This window comes from Pseudomonas quasicaspiana (assembly GCF_021147825.1).
Taxonomy (GTDB): Bacteria; Pseudomonadota; Gammaproteobacteria; order Pseudomonadales; family Pseudomonadaceae; genus Aquipseudomonas; species Aquipseudomonas quasicaspiana.
The window spans coordinates 1-19,397 of the sequence record NZ_JAGTPI010000068.1 but is presented as its reverse complement, the minus strand read 5'-3'; the positions used below and the strand labels follow the sequence as shown (position 1 = coordinate 19,397).

The 19,397-nt window shown below is 57.7% G+C and carries 16 protein-coding genes; 9 read left to right on the top strand and 7 right to left on the bottom strand.

The features are described 5' to 3' along the window. Positions 1–75: 75 nt before the first annotated feature. Entirely contained in the window at positions 76–897 is an 822-nt protein-coding gene (locus KDX30_RS25660) for an AraC family transcriptional regulator (protein ID WP_231677840.1), read from the top strand. A 4-nt stretch (positions 898–901) separates the two neighbouring features. Here KDX30_RS25660 and KDX30_RS25655 read toward each other — a convergent pair whose 3' ends face one another. Continuing rightward, the gene (locus tag KDX30_RS25655; RefSeq protein ID WP_027900215.1) at positions 902–1,489 is read right to left on the bottom strand and encodes a LysE family translocator; all 588 of its coding nucleotides are present in this window, start codon (positions 1,487–1,489) and stop codon (positions 902–904) included. A gap of 191 nt (positions 1,490–1,680) precedes the next feature. Here KDX30_RS25655 and KDX30_RS25650 point away from each other — a divergent pair, with 191 nt between their 5' ends. Further along, the gene (locus KDX30_RS25650) at positions 1,681–1,881 is read left to right on the top strand and encodes a hypothetical protein (RefSeq protein WP_122396780.1); all 201 of its coding nucleotides are present in this window, start codon (positions 1,681–1,683) and stop codon (positions 1,879–1,881) included. Between the two features lie 116 nt (positions 1,882–1,997). After that, positions 1,998–2,210, top strand: coding sequence for a hypothetical protein (locus KDX30_RS25645; protein WP_231667230.1), 213 nt, complete (start codon positions 1,998–2,000; stop codon positions 2,208–2,210). A 1-nt stretch (position 2,211) separates the two neighbouring features. On the opposite strand, the gene KDX30_RS25640 is transcribed toward KDX30_RS25645, so the two are convergent. Beyond that, the gene (locus tag KDX30_RS25640; protein WP_231677839.1) at positions 2,212–3,684 is read right to left on the bottom strand and encodes an MFS transporter; all 1,473 of its coding nucleotides are present in this window, start codon (positions 3,682–3,684) and stop codon (positions 2,212–2,214) included. Between the two features lie 148 nt (positions 3,685–3,832). Further along, the gene (locus KDX30_RS25635; protein WP_231677850.1) at positions 3,833–5,140 is read right to left on the bottom strand and encodes an Nramp family divalent metal transporter; all 1,308 of its coding nucleotides are present in this window, start codon (positions 5,138–5,140) and stop codon (positions 3,833–3,835) included. 1,002 nt (positions 5,141–6,142) lie between these two features. Here KDX30_RS25635 and KDX30_RS25630 point away from each other — a divergent pair. Beyond that, positions 6,143–7,582, top strand: coding sequence for an MFS transporter (locus KDX30_RS25630; protein WP_231673350.1), 1,440 nt, complete (start codon positions 6,143–6,145; stop codon positions 7,580–7,582). A gap of 76 nt (positions 7,583–7,658) precedes the next feature. Here KDX30_RS25630 and KDX30_RS25625 read toward each other — a convergent pair whose 3' ends face one another. Then, positions 7,659–7,883, bottom strand: coding sequence for a DUF6555 family protein (locus tag KDX30_RS25625; RefSeq protein ID WP_027900221.1), 225 nt, complete (start codon positions 7,881–7,883; stop codon positions 7,659–7,661). Positions 7,884–8,041: 158 nt separating this feature from the next. After that, positions 8,042–9,598, bottom strand: a complete 1,557-nt coding sequence (gene norR, locus KDX30_RS25620; protein WP_231677849.1) for a nitric oxide reductase transcriptional regulator NorR — start codon at positions 9,596–9,598, stop codon at positions 8,042–8,044. A gap of 450 nt (positions 9,599–10,048) precedes the next feature. Between norR and KDX30_RS25615 the strand changes: the two genes are divergently transcribed. The 5 genes from KDX30_RS25615 to KDX30_RS25595 are packed head-to-tail and all read left to right on the top strand — an operon-like array spanning position 10,049 to position 16,011. After that, complete coding sequence (locus tag KDX30_RS25615) at positions 10,049–11,512, top strand: UbiA family prenyltransferase (RefSeq protein WP_122706423.1); 1,464 nt, start codon at positions 10,049–10,051, stop codon at positions 11,510–11,512. Continuing rightward, positions 11,509–12,825 carry an FAD-binding oxidoreductase gene (locus KDX30_RS25610; protein ID WP_231677838.1) on the top strand — a complete coding sequence of 439 codons (1,317 nt, stop codon included), beginning with the start codon at positions 11,509–11,511 and terminating at the stop codon, positions 12,823–12,825. The genes KDX30_RS25615 and KDX30_RS25610 overlap by 4 nt, the downstream gene beginning before the upstream one ends. A gap of 13 nt (positions 12,826–12,838) precedes the next feature. After that, positions 12,839–13,579, top strand: coding sequence for an SDR family oxidoreductase (locus tag KDX30_RS25605; RefSeq protein ID WP_231677837.1), 741 nt, complete (start codon positions 12,839–12,841; stop codon positions 13,577–13,579). Continuing rightward, on the top strand, positions 13,576–14,562 hold the full coding sequence (locus KDX30_RS25600; protein WP_231677836.1) for a lysylphosphatidylglycerol synthase transmembrane domain-containing protein: 987 nt from the start codon (positions 13,576–13,578) through the stop codon (positions 14,560–14,562). Before KDX30_RS25605 ends, KDX30_RS25600 begins: the two co-directional genes overlap by 4 nt. 15 nt (positions 14,563–14,577) lie before the next feature. Then, positions 14,578–16,011 carry a glycosyltransferase family 39 protein gene (locus KDX30_RS25595; RefSeq protein ID WP_231677835.1) on the top strand — a complete coding sequence of 478 codons (1,434 nt, stop codon included), beginning with the start codon at positions 14,578–14,580 and terminating at the stop codon, positions 16,009–16,011. Positions 16,012–16,515: 504 nt separating this feature from the next. Here the strand turns inward: KDX30_RS25595 and KDX30_RS25590 are convergent. Together KDX30_RS25590 and KDX30_RS25585 are read right to left on the bottom strand one after the other, a co-directional pair. Then, on the bottom strand, positions 16,516–18,342 hold the full coding sequence (locus tag KDX30_RS25590) for a glycoside hydrolase family 15 protein (protein ID WP_231677834.1): 1,827 nt from the start codon (positions 18,340–18,342) through the stop codon (positions 16,516–16,518). Then, positions 18,335–19,135, bottom strand: coding sequence for a glucose 1-dehydrogenase (locus tag KDX30_RS25585; RefSeq protein ID WP_099269979.1), 801 nt, complete (start codon positions 19,133–19,135; stop codon positions 18,335–18,337). The genes KDX30_RS25590 and KDX30_RS25585 overlap by 8 nt, the downstream gene beginning before the upstream one ends. Positions 19,136–19,397: the final 262 nt, after the last annotated feature.

Here is a 19,397-nt window from a genome sequence, read left to right as displayed (position 1 = left end):
GCGATACAGCGCGGCGTCGTGGACACGGAGCCGTTCCAACCGGCTGATCAAAACTTCTGAAGAGATCAACACCCCATGAACCCACAACCACAAGCGCCCTACTTCTGGCGTGACGAGCATCTGCCTTTCATCGAGGCGCGTTCGGTGGGCGATGGGCGCAAGCTGTGTTATGCCAAGCATTCCCATGAAGTGTTTTCCATCGGGGCGATCACCGCCGGGCAAAGCACATACCTGCACGAGAAAAGCCGCCAGCACGTGGGCGCGGGCACGGTGGTGCTGATGAATCCTGGCGACGTTCATGCCTGCAATCCCATTGCCGATCAGCATTGGTCATACCTGATGTTGTACGTCGATACCCAATGGCTCACCGGCCTGCAACATGAACTGGGTCTGGATGGAAACCATGATTTCCAGCCAATTGCACAAACCCACAGCACTTCGCCAGGCCTGTTCAGGGGCCTGAATAACCTCTATGCCACGCTGATCGACGATCAGGCTGAGGTTCTGCACAAGCAATGCACCGCCATCGCGTTCTTCAGCCAGATGCAGCAAACCCTGGGCAGCCTCTCTATTCGCCCGGAGCTGGCAACGCAGCGGGTCGAACGCGCGGCGCAGTACATCAATGACAACTTCAAACAGCCCATTACGCTTGACGACATGTGTAGTGCAGCCAGTTTGTCCGGTTCGTACCTGATCCGCGCTTTCGAACAGCGTTACCACATGACGCCGCACGCGTACCTGATCAACCGCCGCATCCAGCACGCACGCACGCAACTCAAAAACGGCAGCCTGATTGCTGACGTGGCTCACGAGCTCGGCTTTGCCGACCAGGCGCACTTCCAGCGGGCATTCAAGAAGCATCTGGCCGCGACGCCGGGGCAATATCGCCTGCAATAACCGATCAGTACGCCATCAAGTACACAGCGCAGCCCACCAGCAACAGCGCCATGCTGCGGTTGAAGACGCGAATGCCCAACGCACTTTTCAAGTACTGACGCAGGAAGGTCCCGGCAAACGCCCAGCACGCCAAAGACAAATAGCAGATCACGAAATAGATCGCCGCGAACTGCCAGATCAGCCGCGTTTCGCCACTGGCAACGAAGGCTCCCATCCCGGCAATACACGCCAGCCACGCCTTGGGATTCAGCCACTGCATCACTGCCCCCACCAGCATCGACGGCTTGTCACCTTCACGCTCTACATCCAGCTGCCCGTTATCCAGCGCCAGCTTCCAGGCCATATACAGTAGAAACGCCACTCCGGCCCACTTGATTGCGAGAGTCAGAAAGGGCAAATGCAGCAGCGTTTCATGCAGGCCGAAACCGATCAGGATCAACAGCAGCGTGAACCCCAGCGTAGCACCGGAGACATGCAGCAGCGCCGCACCAAGGCCGTAACGAGCGCCCGAACTCAATGCCACGATATTTACCGGCCCCGGGGTGATTGAAGACGCCAGCGCAAAGGCTGCCATGGACACCAACACACTCATTTGAATACCTTCAACTTGATCTGAAATGACGTGATCAAGGTAAGGATCGGTCTCGACGGCGTATTGAATAAAATCACCCACTGCGCGGTGCCCACTGACTCTCGCGGCAGGAATCAGGCAGAATGAGCCGCATTGGACAGGCGGCCAGTACAAGCCAGCCGTCAGGTGCCTTCATTTGCAGAGCGCAACCCATGAACAGTTTTGAAGAATCGATCATCGCCGCAGCTCAGGAAGCGACGCCCAACAACACAGAAGCAGAGCGCGAACAAGCCAAAGTGGCAGCCATTGAAGCCGTCGCTCAGATCATGCAAACCACTACTGGCCTGCAACGCACTCTGGCACTGGCTGCACTGTTGGACTCCTATTCCGAGTCCGATCTGGAAGACGAATAAAAAGCACGCGACAAATGCTGCAAATTTGCGCAATATATCAATTAGCCATCTTTTTGCTTTGATGGTTGACCTTGACCTGGACGTCAATGCCATTCGGCCCCTGACTTCCGGAGTCCATGTTGAAAATCGAAGACCTGAAAAACATCCAGAGCGATCTGCAGACTACTGCCAACGATCTCGAAGGTGTGTCCCAGCATTTATCCGGGCATTTGCTGTATATGCAGCATTCCGTTCACGCCCGGGATGCAAACGAAGTTGGCCAACAGATCGACAAGCTGCAAGCGTCGGTAGAAGACTTGCGCGACGTCGCCCAGCGCCTCGATTGCTGATTCAGTCTTTGGCCTGGGATAACGGCCGGGCAACATCCTCCAGCGACTTGCGCTCCGCCGCGACGCCCCAGATAGCCTGCACTCCCGCGGCAATCAGCATCAACGCTGCGCCAATCAGGTAGCCGATCAACACGTTGCTGCGGTCCTGAGTCTGAATCAGCTCACCAAACAGCGTCGGTCCGATGATCCCGCCCAGGCCGGTGCCGAACGCGTAAAACACCGCGATCGCGAGTGCGCGAATCTCCAGCGGGAAGGTTTCCGCCACGGTCAGATACGCCGAACTCGCCGCCGCCGAAGCGAAAAAGAAAATCACCATCCAGGCCACCGCTTGCTGGGTGACGTCGAGCAAACCCTGCTGGAACAGATAGCCGCTGATGGCCAGTAACACACCAGACACTGCGTAAGTCAGGCTGATCATCACTCGCCGGCCTATCACATCGAACAGCCGCCCCAGCAACAGCGGACCGCAGAAATTACCCAGCGCGAGCGGCAATACGTACCAGCCGACTTGCTCGGCGGGCACGTTGTAGAAATCGGTGAGCACCAGCGCGTAGGTGAAAAAAATCGCGTTATAGAAAAACGCCTGAGCGGTGAGCAACGTCATGCCCACCAAGGCTCGCTGGCGGAAGCTGACGAACAGGGTGTGGAAGATTTCCCTGATGGGCGTGTGATCCCGGGCATGCAGACGCAAGGGCTTACCGGTTAACGGCGCAAGTTCATGGCCTTGATCCCGAAGCCGGTTCTCGATCTGCTCAACAATGCGTGTCGCCTCTGCGGTTTGCCCGTGAATCAACAGCCAGCGCGGACTTTCCGGCAACCACAGGCGCATGAACAAAATCAGCAGACCCAATGCCGCGCCTATCCCGAAACAGAGTCGCCAACCGAGGTCGCCGCCAACCCACTGCGGATCCAGCAATATGATCGAGCCACCCGCGCCCAACGCTGCACCAAGCCAGAACGTGCCGTTGATGGTCAGATCGACCCAGCCCCGATAGCGAGCCGGGGTGAATTCCTGGATCGTCGAATTGATTGCGGTGTACTCCCCGCCAATGCCCATGCCGGTGAGAAAACGGAACAGCAGGAAGCTGCCCAGACTGAATGAGAACGCAGTTGCCGCCGTGGCACCGACATACAGCAGCAAGGTAATGAAGAACAGTTTGCGTCGCCCCAGACGGTCCGTCAGCCAGCCGAACAACAGCGCGCCCAGTACCGCCCCGGCAATGTACACAGCCCCTGCCAGTCCGATGTCGCTGTTGGACATCTGCAGCGCCGGACTGCTTTTCAGCGCGCCGGACACCGAACCTGCCAGGGTCACTTCAAGACCGTCGAGCAGCCAGGTGATGCCGAGGGCGAACACCAGAAGGGTATGAAACCGGCCCCAAGGCAAACGATCCAGCCGTGCCGGGAGATCGGTCTCGAAGATCTGGCCTTGGCGGCTTGCATCAGGAGGCGTCAGTGAAGCTGTGCTGCTCAATAGCCGCTCCATTTTTAGGAGTACACAGGGCAATTCGCAATCAGCAAGGTCATTGTAGGAGCTGCCGAAGGCTGCGAAGAGGGTGTGTCAGATATAACGCTTTCGCAGCCTTCGGCAGCTCCTACAGGATAAAAGTTCAGCCCTTTTATCAACTCACCCAGAACCACATCAACGTCAGATTCGCGGCCGAGATCAAGCCGAACAGGCCCCACGCCGCAATCTTCACCAAACGACTATTGACGAAGGGCCCCATCAATTGCCGGTCACTGGTAAAGCGGATCAGCGGCCACAGGGCGAACGGAAGTTGCAGGCTGAGCACAACCTGGCTGAGCACCAGCATCTTGCCCACCGCGCCGTCGCCCAGCCAGATCACCCCGGCCAAGGCCGGGATCAAAGCCAGACCGCGGGTAATCAAGCGACGCTGCCAGCACGGGATCTTCGCCTGCAGAAAGCCTTCAAGCACGACTTGCCCGGCGATGGTGCCGGTGAACGTCGAGCTCTGCCCCGCCGCCAACAATGCAATGCCAAACAAAACGCTGGCCACCGCACCGCCCACCAGAGGATCCAGCAGGTGGTAAGCGTCCTGAATTTCCACCACATCGGTGTGCCCGCTCTTGTGGAACGCGGCCGCTGCGAGAATCAGGATCGCGGCGTTGATCAACAGCGCCAGACTCAAGGACGCAATGGTGTCCAGCCGCGCGAATTTGATTGCGCTGGCTTTGCTGGCGTTATCGTCACCGTTGACCCTTGTCTGCACCAGTGACGAATGCAGGTAAAGGTTATGAGGCATGACCGTCGCGCCGAGAATACCGATGGCCAGGTACAGCGGCTCCTGATTGCTCAGTACGTCCCACGTGGGCTTCAGGCCTGCGGCGACGTCTGGCCAGAACGGTTTGATCAGCACCAGTTCTACCGTGAAGCACGCCCCGATCGTGGCGATCAAGCCCAGGACGATGGCTTCCAGTCGGCGGAAATTGGCACCTTGCAGCGCCAGCACGATCACGGTGTCGAAAGCGGTGAGGACGACACCGGTCGTAATCGACACGCCTAGCAGGAGATGAAACGCCAGGGCCGCGCCCAGCACTTCAGCCAGGTCAGTGGCGAGAATCGACAGCTCGGCCAGCAGCCACTGCCCTTTGGCGACACCAGGGCTGTAACGCGAAGCGGATAACTGCGCCAGGTCTCGACCGGTGGCGATGCCCAATCGCGAGCATAGATTCTGCAAGACCATGCCTGACAGACTCGCCAGCACCACCACGAACAACAGCGCATAACCAAAGCGCGACCCCGCCTCGATGGCCGTGGCCCAATTGCCGGGGTCCATGTAGCCAATGGAAACCAGCAGGCCAGGGCCAAGGAACAGCAGCAGCTTGCGCGCCAGGGAGGCATTGGCCGGAATGGCAACGCTGTCAGTGACAGCCGATGGGCAAAACGGAGCGGTGGCAGTAGTGGGCAGTTTGAACTTCACAAGGAACCAGACTGGAAGCGGAGCGGAAATCCAATATTAAAGATTCGTGACACATCTTGATACAGCCGACCTAGTAGATCAGGTGCACAGCGTTATCGTTCTTCGCGGGCAAGCCACGCTCCAACAGGATCTACGCAAATCTGAAGGACATCTCAGGACCTGTGGGAGCCGGGCTTGCCCGCGAATCAGCCGACCGGGCAAATCAGGTGCTCAGCGTTATCGTTCTTCGCGGGCAAGCCACGCTCCTATCAAACAAGAAATAACTACCTGATTTGGAATGCATTTTCTGTAGGAGTGACCGGGGTGGCGATCCACATTGCTCGCGATAGCTTCAGCACAGGCAATATATTCATCGACCAACAGATCGAATCGCGAGCAAGCTCACTCCTACAGGTCCCGTGTTTGCTGCGCGACAGCGTGGTGTCATGGACACCGGGGCATCTCCCACAGAATCTTCGCAAATCTGAAGGACTGCTCAGGACCTGTGGGAGCCGGGCCTGCCCGCGAATCAGCCGACCGGGCAAATCAGGTGCTCAGCGTTATCGTTCTTCGCGGGCAAGCCACGCTCCCACAGAATCTACGCAAATCTGAAGGACTGCTCAGGACCTGTGGGAGCCGGGCTTGCCCGCGAATCAGCCGACCGGGCAAATCAGGTGCTCAGCGTCATCGTTCTTCGCGGGCAAGCCACGCTCCCACAGAATCTACGCAAATCTGAAGGACAGCTCAGGACCTGTGGGAGCCGGGCTTGCCCGCGATAATCTGTAAACCCAATCGCAGGCCAACTGTTCTGCGTTCTAACTGGTGGTTCCGGGATGATCTGCAAAGCCTTTATTCAAGCTGACAACCTCTACAAATAAGTCTAAAAAACCAAAAAACTAAACTTTCCAGCAATTTTCCACCAAATAAAATCCAAACCAAGCCAAAACCGACAAACATTACAAATTGTAAAACCGCTACCATAATCCATCAAAAATAAATGGAAGCCTGCGTATGTCCTCCCCCACTATCGCCAGCTCTTCGGCGGGCGATGCGAATGTCGACGGTCCCGATCCGGTCCGGGCCGCTCAGATCTCAGCTCGAATAGACCGTCTGCCCGCCGTTGCTACCGTCTGGAAACTGGTAGCGCTGCTGTCTATCGGTGGTTTTTTCGAGCTTTATGATCTGTTTCAGACGGCTTACATCAGCCCAGGCCTACTGCGCGATGGTATTTTTGCCACGGGTGCCCAAGGGGTATTTGGCTTTTCCGATCAGGCTGCGTTTGCCTCGGCGACTTTTCTGGGCCTGTTTCTGGGGGCCAGCCTGCTGAGCCCCATCGCTGACCGATTTGGTCGTCGGGCGATTTTTACCTTCGCGTTGATCTGGTACACCATCGCTACCGTATTGATGGGCATTCAGACCGATGCACTGGGCATTATCTGCATGCGGTTTCTGGTGGGGATTGGTCTGGGGATCGAGTTGGTCACCATCGACGCTTACCTGTCAGAACTGGTGCCAAAACGCATGCGCAGCTCGGCATTCGCATTTGCCTTCTTTATCCAGTTTCTATCGGTGCCCGCTGTTGCGCTGATGTCATGGTGGCTGGTGCCGCAAGCGCCGTTCGGCATCTCCGGCTGGCGCTGGGTCGTGCTCGCCAGCGCGGTGTTTGCGTTGTTTATCTGGTGGCTGCGCTCACGTTTGCCAGAGTCGCCGCGCTGGCTGGCGCAACACGGGCGCTTTGACGAAGCCGAACGCATCATGGATGACATCGAAGCACGCTGTGAGCGCGACCATGGCAAGCCACTGGACGTCCCGGAACCCGAAGTGGTTGCCGTCTCGGGCAAAGGCCGCTTCGCCGACATCTGGCAGCCGCCTTATCGTCGTCGCGCGTTGATGCTGATCGTGTTCCATGTCTTCCAGGCCATCGGTTTTTTCGGCTTCGGCAACTGGTTACCGGCGTTACTGTCTGGTCAGGGCGTCAGCGTCACTCATAGTCTGGGTTACGCATTCATCATCACCCTCGCCTATCCGCTGGGCCCGCTGCTGTTTGTCAGGTTCGCCAACCGCTTTGAAAACAAATGGCAGATCGTCGGTTCAGCATTGGGATCGATGATTTTCGGCACGCTGTTCGCCTTTCAGACTTCAGCGGTAGGGTTGGTCTTTTGCGGGGTGATGATCACCTTCTGCAATGCATGGCTGAGCTTCAGCTATCACTCGTATCAAGGGGAATTGTTTCCCACCAACATCCGTGCCCGCGCCGTAGGTTTTTGCTATTCATTCAGCCGTCTGTCGACAGTATTCAGCAGCTTGTTGATCGGTTTCTTTCTCGATCAATTCGGCACACCGGGGGTTCTGGCGTTTATCGTCAGTAGCATGTTGATTGTGATTATTACCATTGGCAGGTTCGGGCCAAAAACCCGCAATCTGGCGCTGGAGAACATTGCACACCGATGATTCCAGCGGCCACAGGGTGCGCCCATTGCAGGCGCACCGGGCCGGCGTGTCGATCAGACAACGCCGGCCAGGGTCTTCAACTTTGCAGCCATTCCACGTTAGTAATACCGAAGTGTTCCGCGTAAGGCTTGGAAACGCGAGGGACTTTTTCGGTTCGATATTTGGGGATACGTGCAATCCCTGCATCAACGCTGGCATGATGCCATGCTTCGGAATTATCCATGTGCTCAGCACTGATGTAGAAAGACTTGAACGCGCCGTTTAGCAAATAATCGATTCTGTAATGTTTGTACTGTGACATCCAGGCAGCGCCTCCTTGTTGGTTTGCTTAGTGCAATAGAGGACCTCCCGACTTTCCAAAAAATTCACTCTTTTTTCACAAATCGCGACCAATAACAGTTCGTCCGGCTTTACACGATTTGATGCGCTCATAGGCTTGATCTGGCGCATAAAAAGTGATTAGCGAATACCCAGACGTCTGGCCAATCGGCTCAAGTTCGCGCGATCAATACCCATTTCCCGGGCCACTTGGGCCCATTTGCCGTCGTGGCGTAAAAGCGCCAGTTCAATCAAGTGTTTCTGATAAGCGTCCACCGCCACTTTCAATGTAGCCCCGGTCTGCGGGAGTGAAAGCCTATCTTCTTGTAGTTTTGTGCTCACACTAACGACTTCGTTTTCCAGCCCCAAAGCTTGCGCTTCTATGGTGAGAATACGCGGTCGCCCTGCACCCGCCGAAAGCGACTTGAGCACTGCACGACTGATCAAATGCTCCAGCTCCCGCACGTTACCTGGCCAGTGATATCCCAGCAGCCGCTTCTGCGCCTCATTGCCGAGACGCAAACTTCGCAGGCCCATGCGCGCACGGTTTTCTTCAAGGAAGTAACCCGCCAGCAACAGGACATCGCGACCACGCTCGCGCAATGGCGGAACCAATAGTGGATAGACGCTCAACCGATGGTACAGGTCGGCTCGAAAGCGACCGGCGCGCACCTCTTCGGCAAGATCACGATTAGTGGCGGCGATGATCCGCACATCCACATGATGCTCCTGATCAGAACCAACCCGCTGCACCTGCCCGCTCTGTAATACACGCAGCAACTTGGATTGCACAGACAACGGCAACTCGCCGACTTCATCGAGAAAGATAGTGCCGTTATCTGCCAGTTCAAATTTCCCGCTGCGCCCGCTTACTGCCCCGGAAAACGCCCCTTTGACATGGCCGAAGAGTTCGCTCTCCACCAACGTTTCCGGCAGCGCCGCACAGTTAAGGCTGATGAGTGGTTTGTGCGCACGAGGCGAACCCAGATGTATGGCCTCAGCGACCAGCTCCTTACCGACGCCGGTCTCGCCCGTGATCAACACCGACAATGGGCTATTGCCCACTAACTGGATTTCCTGGAGCAGTCGCTTGTGGACCGCACTCTGGCCAATCAACTCGCGAGGCCCGCGCCCACCGGCGGCACGTTTATACACCTCAGCCAGTTGCCGTTGGTCTTCGAATCCTTTTGCCAACTGGTTGATTCGTTCACTGGCGATCACCGTCGCGGCGGCCAGGCTGGCGAAGGCTTCGAGATTATCCAGGTCAACCTGAGCAAAACTCGACGACTCCAGAGAATCGAGGGTAATCAGCCCCCATGGCTTGCCCTGAAAATAAAGCGGGCACCCCAGGCAATCGTGAACCTCAAGCTGGCCATCATGGCCATCGACCAATCCGTCATAGGGGTCGGGCAAGCTGCAGTCCACGGAGAAACGCGTCGGTCCGGGGTTTTCCAGCAGGATCTTCAGCCGTGGATGCTCCTGAACCCGAAAGCGCCGTCCAAGGGTGTCTGCACTCAGGCCTTCAACCGCCAGAGGGATCAATACATCGTCTTCAAATTTGAGCAAGGCCACCGCATCGCATGGCAAGAGTTCGCGCAATGCACTCAACAGGCGTCGATAGCGCTCCTCGTCGGGCAGCTCACGGCTCAGGTCTGCCACCAGCGGCACAAGGGCACGTAACAGCGGATTGCTCATAATTGCGGCGTTCCATCGGCTGAAAACGTGGTCATTATGACTCGCAGTTTTGCGGAATAGACAGCTGCCATCAGGTTTCTGTCGAACAAATGCAATCCTTTAAATTGGAATACACCTTTTTGTAGGAGCTGCCGAAGGCTGCGAAGCATCTTGTCCTGACACACCACAATCGCAGCCTTCGGCAGCTCCTACAGAAACCGAGCGACTCGACGATACGTTGCGACGCCTTACAGAAACAGTGGACTGCTATCAGGAGTGAGCGGCCGGTCTTTTGAAATCCACCAAGTTGTAAGCTTGATGAAACACCGCCTCTATCTATCAAGCATTACAAACTCAGGGTAGTTTCTGACGCCAGCCCACTGGCGATATAAACACACCTGTTTAGTTTTATTGAGGTGGCGAAATCGCTCTTCCGTTTCATAGTGCGCTCACCCCCGGCAGGAGTGCACCGACATGGCCAGAATTCAGGGAAGAGTTCAACAAACGACTCCCCAAACTTTCCTCCCCTTAGTTGTCGATCTCGACGGCACGTTATTGCAGTCCGACTTGTTGATGGAAACCGCGATGACATTCGTTCGAAGTCATCCACTGCAAATCTTTAAACTGTTTGGATGGTTGTTAAAGGGTAAAGCGGCGCTTAAAGAAGGTTTGGCGCTCAATACCCAGATTGACGTAACGGTATTGCCCTACGACCCGCAAGTGATCGAGTTGATCGAAGCCGAGCGGGCTGCCGGGCGGATGATCGTTCTGGCCACTGCCAGCCACGACAGCCTGGCAAAACGCATCGCCGAACACTTGCAGTTGTTCGATCTGGTGGTCGCCTCCAACGCCGACCGCAACCTGTCAGCTCACACCAAGCGTGATCTGTTGGTGGGCCATTACGGTCAGAACGGTTTCGATTACCTCGGCAACTCCATGGACGATCTGCCCATCTGGGATGCAGCCCGCGAAGCCATCGTGGTCAATCCTTTATCGGGGGTGGAGAAAAAAGCCAAGGCGCAAGGCAACGTCAAAAACGTCATCCATTCCAATACCTCAAGCCTGCGCGACTGGCGCAAAGCGTTGCGCATGCACCAGTGGATGAAGAACGCGCTGATCTTCGTTCCCCTGCTCGCGGCGCATCAGTTTGGCAGAGCAGACCTTCTTCTGAACGGTGTCCTGGCCTTTCTGTTTTTCGGCCTGTGTGCCTCCAGCGTCTACGTGCTCAATGACCTGCTGGACCTGGCTGATGACCGTCATCATCAGAGCAAACGCAAGCGCCCGTTCGCCAGCGGCAAGCTGTCGATCAAGTCCGGGTTGATCATTGTTCCCGTGTTGTTGATCGGCGCATTTGTCGGGTCCGGCCTGCTGTTGCCCTGGCAGTTCTCGGCCGTCCTTGCGGCTTATTACGGGTTGACCCTGGCCTACTCGCTGAGCCTGAAGCGGCAGATGGTGCTGGACGTAATCGTTCTTGCGATGCTCTACACCGCCCGCATCCTCGCCGGTGCTGCCGCCTTCAGCCTGCCACTGACCTTCTGGATCCTGGCTTTTTCGATGTTCATGTTCCTTAGCCTGGCGTTGGTCAAGCGCTACGCCGAGCTGCGCGAAGCCCGGGCCAAGGACCTGATGGACAAGGCGCGGGGCCGCGGTTACTACCCCGGTGACCTGGACATGATCGCCGCACTGGGTGCGTCCTCCGGCCATCTGGCAGTGATGGTTCTGGCGCTCTACATCCACGAAGGCTCAACGGTCGCGATGTACGGCCACCCCCATGTGATCTGGCTGACCTGCCCGTTGCTGCTGTTCTGGATCACCAGGGTCTGGATGCTCACCCATCGCGGCCTGATGAACGATGACCCGGTGGTGTTTGCGATTCGCGACCGCATGAGTCAGGTGATCGGCGCCCTCTTCGTTCTTGTGTTCTGGATTGCCGCATGACTGAACCCTTGTATTCCTGGGGCCGCTACCCGCAAACGGCGCAGCACGGACATGCCTGTCCGTGGATCGACGGCCTCACTGACCACATGCGCAACGTCATTGAACGGCACCAGACCAGCCTGCCTTACGGTAACGGGCGCAGCTATGGTGACAGTTGCCTGGCAGCCAGTGATCAAGTGCTGCACATGCGCGCGCTGGACCGGTTCATTCGTGCCGACTGGAACACCGGCACAATCCGCGTGGAAGCAGGCGTCACCCTGGCCGAGATCCTCGCTGCGGCAATCCCTAATGGCTGGTTTTTGCCCGTGACGCCAGGCACTCAGTTCGCCACGGTTGGCGGTGCCATCGCCAATGACGTGCACGGCAAGAACCATCATCTGCGTGGCACCTTCGGCAACCACGTCTTGCGCTTCGGTCTGCTGCGCCACGGCGAGACGGCGCGAATCTGTTCGCCGGTGGAAAATACCGAACTGTTCGCCGCCAGTATTGGCGGTCTGGGACTGACCGGCGTGATCAACTGGGCCGACCTGCAACTGATGCGCATACGGTCCAGCCAGATCGACAGCACGGTGGTGCGCTTTGCCAACCTGGCCGAATTTTTCAGCCTTAGCGCCGAACTGGATCACCAACACGAATACAGCGTGGCGTGGGTCGACTGCCTGGCCAAAGGTGCCGATACCGGCCGAGGCGTGTTCATTGTCGGTGATCATGCGCACTACGGCTCGCTTGAGGTCGAGCGCGGCAGCCGCCTGAAAATGCCCCTGACACCGCCCGTCTCGCTGATCAATAACGTGTCGCTTCGGGCGTTCAACTCACTTTACTGGCGCGCGCATCCAGGCAAGCGCACCGCAAAACGCAGCGCCTATGAGCCATTCTTTTACCCGCTGGATCGCATCCTGCACTGGAACCGCATTTACGGCCGCCAGGGTTTTCAGCAGTACCAATGCGTGATTCCCGACACCAGCGCCGAAGCCGCGATGGCCGAGCTGCTCGGGGCTATCGCTGAATCAGGTCAGGGGTCTTTTCTCGCAGTGCTCAAGCGCTGCGGCGATATCGCCTCGCCCGGCCTGCTGTCGTTTCCCCTGCCCGGCACCTCGCTGGCGCTGGACTTCCCCAACAGCAGTGATTTGCAGCACGTCCTGTTCCCGCGTCTGGACGCCATTGTCCGGGCCGCGGGCGGTCGCCTTTATCCGGCCAAGGACGCGCATATGAGCGGCAGTGATTTCCGCCAGGCCTACCCCGCCTGGGAGCAACTGGAAGCACTGCGCGATCCCTCCCTGATGTCGCGCTTCTGGAAACGAGTGATTTTATGAAACGAGGCTTCTTATGAAACGAGTGTTGATCATCGGCGCTACCTCGGCCATCGCCACCGCCTGCGCGCGACTGTGGGCCAGTGAAGGCAGCGAGTTCTTTCTGGTGGCACGTAACGGCGACAAGCTGGAACAGACCGCCGCCGACCTCAAGGGTCGTGGCGCCAGAGCGATCAGCCTGCACGAGATGGACGCGACGGATATCGCAGCCCATCCAGCCATGCTGCACAGTTGTTTGCTGGCGCTGGGGCAAATTGATGTCGCATTGATCGCCCACGGCACCCTGCCCGATCAAAAGGTCTGCGAGCAGGATGTCCGTGTCGCGTTGCAGGAGTTCGCCAATAACGGTACCTCGGTCATCGCCTTGCTGACCTTGCTGGCCAATCAGTTCGAAACCCAGCGATGCGGCAGTCTGGCCGTCATCTCGTCGGTCGCAGGTGATCGCGGCCGGCCTTCCAATTACCTGTACGGTTCGGCCAAGGCAGCCGTGTCCACGTTCAGCGAAGGTTTGCAGGCCCGCCTGTTCAAGGTCGGCGTGCACGTCTTGACCATCAAGCCGGGATTTGTCGATACGCCCATGACCCAGGGCCTGTCGCTGCCCGCAGCACTCCTGGCGCAGCCGCAACAGGTGGCGGAGCGCATCGTCTACGGGATCGCCCGCAAGGCACCGACCCTTTATACGCCAGGCTTCTGGGCGCTGATCATGCTGGTCATCCGCTCGATCCCGCAGCCGTTGTTCAAGAGGCTGAACCTGTGAACGAAGCGCTGTTGCTCTCGGGCTGGCGTTATCGCGCGGTGGTTTTGTCTGTGGTGGTTTCCGCGCTGGGTTACCTGGGATTTTCTCTGTGGGGCGGCTGGGAGGCGGTCAGCAAGGCGGTGGGCGAAGTGGGTTTGATCGGCATTGCCATCGCGCTGCTGATGTCCGCCGCCAACTATGGCCTGCGCTTTTTGCGCTGGCAGACCTACCTGAACGTACTCGGTCATCCTGTGCCGTGGCGGCCCAGCCTGAAGATTTATCTGGCAGGGTTTGCCCTGACCACCACACCGGGCAAAGCCGGTGAAGCGCTGCGCGGGGTATTGCTCAAACGTTGGGGCGTGCCCTGGCCACAAAGCTTCGCGGCGTTTTTCAGTGAGCGTTTGTCGGACCTGTTTGCGGTGGTGCTGCTGACCCTGTTTGGCCTGTCGCTGTACCCGGACTCACGCCCCATGATTGTGGTGGGAATGGTGCTCGTGGGGATCGGCTTGCTGGTGCTTTCCCAGCGTCGTCTACTGGAAAGAATCGCTGCCGCGATACCTGCGGGAGGCGGAAAACTGCTCGGTCTTGGTCGCCATCTGCTCGAAGTGCTGTTGGCGGCACAGCGCTGCCATCGCCTGGACCTGCTGCTGGGTGTGACCTTCCTTAGCGTCGTGGCCTGGAGCGCTGAAGCGCTGGCTTTTCACTGGATCCTCAACTGGATGGGTGCCGACATCGAGCTGACCTTCGCAGTGTTCGTTTATGCGCTGGCCATGCTCGCCGGAGCGATCAGTTTCATGCCTGGCGGACTGGGCGGTGCCGAAGCGGTGATGGTCGGCCTGCTGGTCTGGAAAGGCATGTCCAGCGCCGACGCGATTGCCGCCACCGTGCTGATCCGCCTCGCGACCTTATGGTTTGCCGTAGCTATTGGTGCCGTGATGCTGCTGCAGCTAAAGGAGGCCAATACGCAGGGCAGCACCTCAATCGAACAACCAACCCCGGATTAGCAGAGGAGCTACTCGATGGTTCAGGGAAGTCAACGTCAGTCTTCGAATGCAGTTGCGTTGTTAGTGCTATGTGGGGCCATAGCTGCCAGTTTTTTCGCCTCAAGCGGTCCTATCCAGTGGATGGATAATGGCGTATTCCTCGCCGAAGCTTCTCAGGGGCATTACTTCAGTCAGTCCCTCGGACCGCTGGATCATCCGCTCTACCAGTTCATCAACACCCTGGTATTCGACCTGTTCGGGCCTCACGTGCTGAGCCTGCTCAACTCCATTCTGCTGCTGCCGCTGGCGTGGATCATTTACTCGCTGGCAATGAATGTGGGTGCCAGTCAGCGTCAGGCCCTGTTGGCAGCCGCAGCAACCATTCTGGCTCACGGGGTTTTCTGGGTATCGACCAAGGCTGAGGTTTACATCCTCCATTCGCTGTTCGTGTTGCTGGCCTATCAGGTTCATCTGGATCAGAAATCACGCTTTGGTGACCTCGGCAAATTGCTGATCATCGGCCTGCTGACCGGCCTCGGCGCGGCTGTCCATCAACTGACTTTCGTGGTTTTGCTGCCCCTCTACTTGCAGTTGCTCTATCAGCACAAGCTGCGCACCTGGGTAACCCTTCCGGGTTTCATCCTCGGTTTTTCAGTAGCGTTCCCGGCGATTACCCACGACCTGCAATCGGGCATGAGCCTGATCGACATTGCCCACCGCTACCTGACGGGTTCTTCAGTACGTGCGCAAACGCCCAACTGGGAAGGCAGTCTGTTCCGCTTCGATGACATGTGGCACGAAAAGAACTCGGTGTTCATTCTGCTGTTATCGCTGATAGGCCCTCAGTTGCTGGGGCTGATTCTGTTTCCCAGGGACAACCGCTTGCGTCTGCTGTGGTGTGCAGCAGCGCTGAATTTTGTTTTCGCCGTGTCTTACAACGTCACTGATCGCTTCACGTTTTTTCTGCCTGGCGTAGCGCTGCTGTGCATCCTTGGCGTGATAAGGCTAAGCCACCTGCTGTCGACCGATTGCAGTCGGCAACCGGCGCTGCACCTCTCAGTGCTCAGCTCGCCGTTCGCTATTTTGCTGGTTTACTCGCTGTACGCGACGGGCATTATCCGTTTGCCGGTGCACAGTGAATCGCTCCCGTTCCGTGACGACATCCACTACTTCATGGCGCCCTATCTGCCGGATCGTTCGGCTGAACAGTTCGTTGGCGCGTATGAAAAGACTGCCCCGCAGGGTGCCCTGATCATCGCCGACTGGACCCCCATGGGCGCCCTTCGCTCGGCTCAGGCCAGCGGCGCATTGCAAGGCCGTACGCTGGAAATGTGTGAGGAAGTGAAGGACATCAATGTGTTCCTCACGGGCCACGGCGCATTCCTCACCCGAATGAGCTACTGCGCAATGATCGGTGAGCGCTTCCTGCTGGAAGATGCTGTGGTGGGGTATGCGTTGCAGAGTCGCTAGCGCCTACACACTGATTGGGAATGCTATCCATTTGGCTAAAGCAGGCCCTACTGAGTGCAGCAGAACCTGCGGGAGTCGCCCCGTCGCGAAGGCACCGCGCTGTCGCGCAACGAACACAGGACCTGTACAGACTGTGTGAAAACGTAGCGAGCGACGGCAAGACAAGGCAAAAACAGGCGAAAAAGCGGAGTCTAGGTGTTCTAAATGAGCATTTTTCGCCTGTTTTTAACGCAGTATTGCCGAGCGCAGTAGTTTTCACACAGTCTGTGTAGGAGCGCGCTTGCCCGCGATTCGGCCTGTCAGTCGATAAAAGTATCGGCTGCGCTGACGCTATCGCGGGCAAGCGCGCTCCTACAGGTAAAAAAACATTCCAAATCAGATAGTCGAATATTTTCGACAGGGGCTGAGTTTGCTCGCGGTAAACGATGACGTGGTATGACTTCTGGCTAAGTCTCATGTATCGCGTGCAAGCCCAGCTCCCACAGGGAAAAGCATTCCACACCATCAAGGCTGCCAAAGCGTCTTGGCACCATCGAGCTTGCGATCCAGGAAGCTCGCCGCGCTGATCAATGCCAGGTGACTCAAAGCCTGCGGGGTGTTACCCAGATGGTGCCCATGGGTGTCGAACTCTTCGGCGTAGAGTCCCACAGGATTGGCGTAACGCAGCAGTTGTTCAAACTCCAGATGCGCCTGTTCCACACGCCCGGCGCGGGCCAGGCATTCCACGTACCAGAACGAGCACGCGGTAAATGCACCCTCTTCACCCGCTAACCCGTCGTCATGGTCATCGTCGTTGCGATAGCGATAAACCATGCCATCGCGTACCAGGGTGGATTCAATAGCATCGAGGGTCGCCAGCCAGCGCGGATCGCTGGCACCGACGAAACGCACCAATGGCATGAGCAACATCGATGCATCCAGATTACGGCTGCCTTTGTGTTGCACGAAATGACCGAGGTCGGCGTCCCAGAAGTTATTCCAGATGTCGTCATGGATGGCTTGACGTTCCTTGTCCCAGCGATCGAACGGCGCAGGCAACGAACGCTTGAACGCCAGACGCAAGGCGCGATCCAGTGCGACCCAGCACATCAATCGGGAATGCAGAAAATGCTGATCGTCACCACGCATTTCCCAGATCCCGACATCCTTGTCGCGCCAATGCTCGCAGACGTAATCCACCTGCCGGGTTGCGTGCTTCCAGCCTTCGTAAGAGATGGCTTCGCCATATTTATTGGCCAGGTACACGGCATCCATCAACTCGCCGTAGATATCCAGCTGAGTCTGTTTGTACGCCTCGTTGCCGATACGCACCGGTAACGCGCCGCCATAGCCCGTGAAATGATCAAGATGCTCTTCAGGCAACTCTTCACGACCGTCGAGGCTGTAAAGGATGCCAAGTTTGTTCGACTCCTCGACACAGTCCCCCAGACGACCGCGGACCCAGCGCATGAAGTCGTTGGCTTCATCGGTGTGCCCCAGCCGCATGAAGGCGTACACCGTGAAAGAGGCATCACGAATCCAGCTGTAGCGATAATCCCAGTTGCGCTCGCCGCCCGGCGTTTCCGGCAGGCCATACGTCGCCGCAGCCACAATGCCGCCGTGCTTGCGCGAGGTGAGCAGCTTGAGGGCCAGCGCCGAGCGGTTGACCATTTCCTGCCAACGACCGCGGTAAGACGACTGATTACTCCAGCGCCGCCAGAACGCCAGGGTGTCGGTGAAATATTGCTGGCATTGCCCGGCGCTGACCTGAGGATCGTCAATACCGCCGAGAATGAATTCAACAAACTCGCCCTTCTTCAGGCTGAACTCGGCAGTGGCTGCCTGCTCATTGATCTGCATCGGCACATTCGCTGACAGGCGCATGCCCGGCTGACCGGAAGCCTCGAAACAGACGTCTTCGCCGTCCAGCTTCGCCACCGTTTCGGCGCGGCTGTAATCCATTCGTACCCGGCACTGCATGCGAATGGTCGCCGCACCAAAGCGCAGCTCGACGCGGCGTACAACGCGCGGCAAGTCATCGACATTGTCGCCAATCGGCATCAGATCAGTGACTTCCACCACCGCGTCTTCATCGATCCAGCGCGTCTGCAGCACGTTGGTCTCGGGCAGGTAAATCTGCTGACGACGCGCATTGGGAAGATCCGGTGCCAGCTTGAAGATACCGGCTTTGTTGGTGTCCAACAGCGCACTGAAGATCGACGGGCTGTCGAAATCCGGCCAACAACAAAAGTCGATGCTACCCGTATCGGCCACCAATGCGGCGCTACGCATGTCACCGATAATCCCGTGGTTCTCAATTGCGTTTTGCGGTTCTTCCGGGAAGTCAGCCATTGTCTCGAAACTCCGGATACAGGCTCATGCCGCCGTCGATAAACAAGGTGGTGCCATGCACGTAGTCGGACAGGTCCGAAGCGAGCCACACCACTCCGTTGGCTACGTCTTCGGCTTCACCGACCCGGCCATAGGGGATGAGTTTCAGAAGTTTCTCTTCCTTGTCGCCCGCCATGGCGTCTTTGTTGATTGCGGTGCGAATCGCACCGGGTGCAATGCTGTTGACGCGGATGCGTTGCTCCCCCACTTCCTGAGCAATGCTGCGCATCAGCAGATCGACGCCACCTTTGGAAGCTGCGTAATTGGCGTGGCCTGCCCAGGGAATCAACTGGTGCACCGAGCTCATGTGAATGATCTTGCCCATGGCGCGGGACACGTCGGGGCGCATGCCTTGCTTGATGAACTGTCGCAGCGCGGCCCGTGCGCAGAGGAATTGTCCGGTGAGGTTGACGTCGATGACTTTGTTCCAGTCTGCGAGGGTCATGTCGACGATAGACGCATCTTTTTGCAGCCCGGAATTGGCCAGCAAAATGTCGAGGCGGCCGAAGTGTTCGATGGTTTGGGCGAACAGGCGCTCGACGTCGTCTTCCTTCGATACGTCAGCGCCGATGGCAATGGCTTTGCCACCCGCGGCGATGATTTGTTCCGCAAGTTTTTCAGCGGGTTCTGCCTGGGAGTTGTAGTTGACGACGACTGCCGCCCCCGCCGCTGCCAACGCTTTGGCAGCCCCTGCGCCGAGGCCGGAACTGGCTCCGGTGACCAATGCGACTTGGTGTTCCAGTGAGATATGCATGGATTCGAGCCCTCTTGATCAGCATGTAAAGCTGACCGGTGGGGCTTCGTTGAAGTTCAGTGCGGGAATTGTGTACATATCCGTTATCGCGGTTATGGCTGATATTGGTTGCGCTCTTACAGCGCGTCACTTTTGGGGCCCAAAAGTAACCAAAAGGCCTTTACCCCACCACTCGGCACCTCGCTGTCGCTCGGTGTACCCGCCCGCAGATCCTGAACCGTGGGCCGCCGCAATGGGCCATCCATGGCCCGGTGCGGCTAAC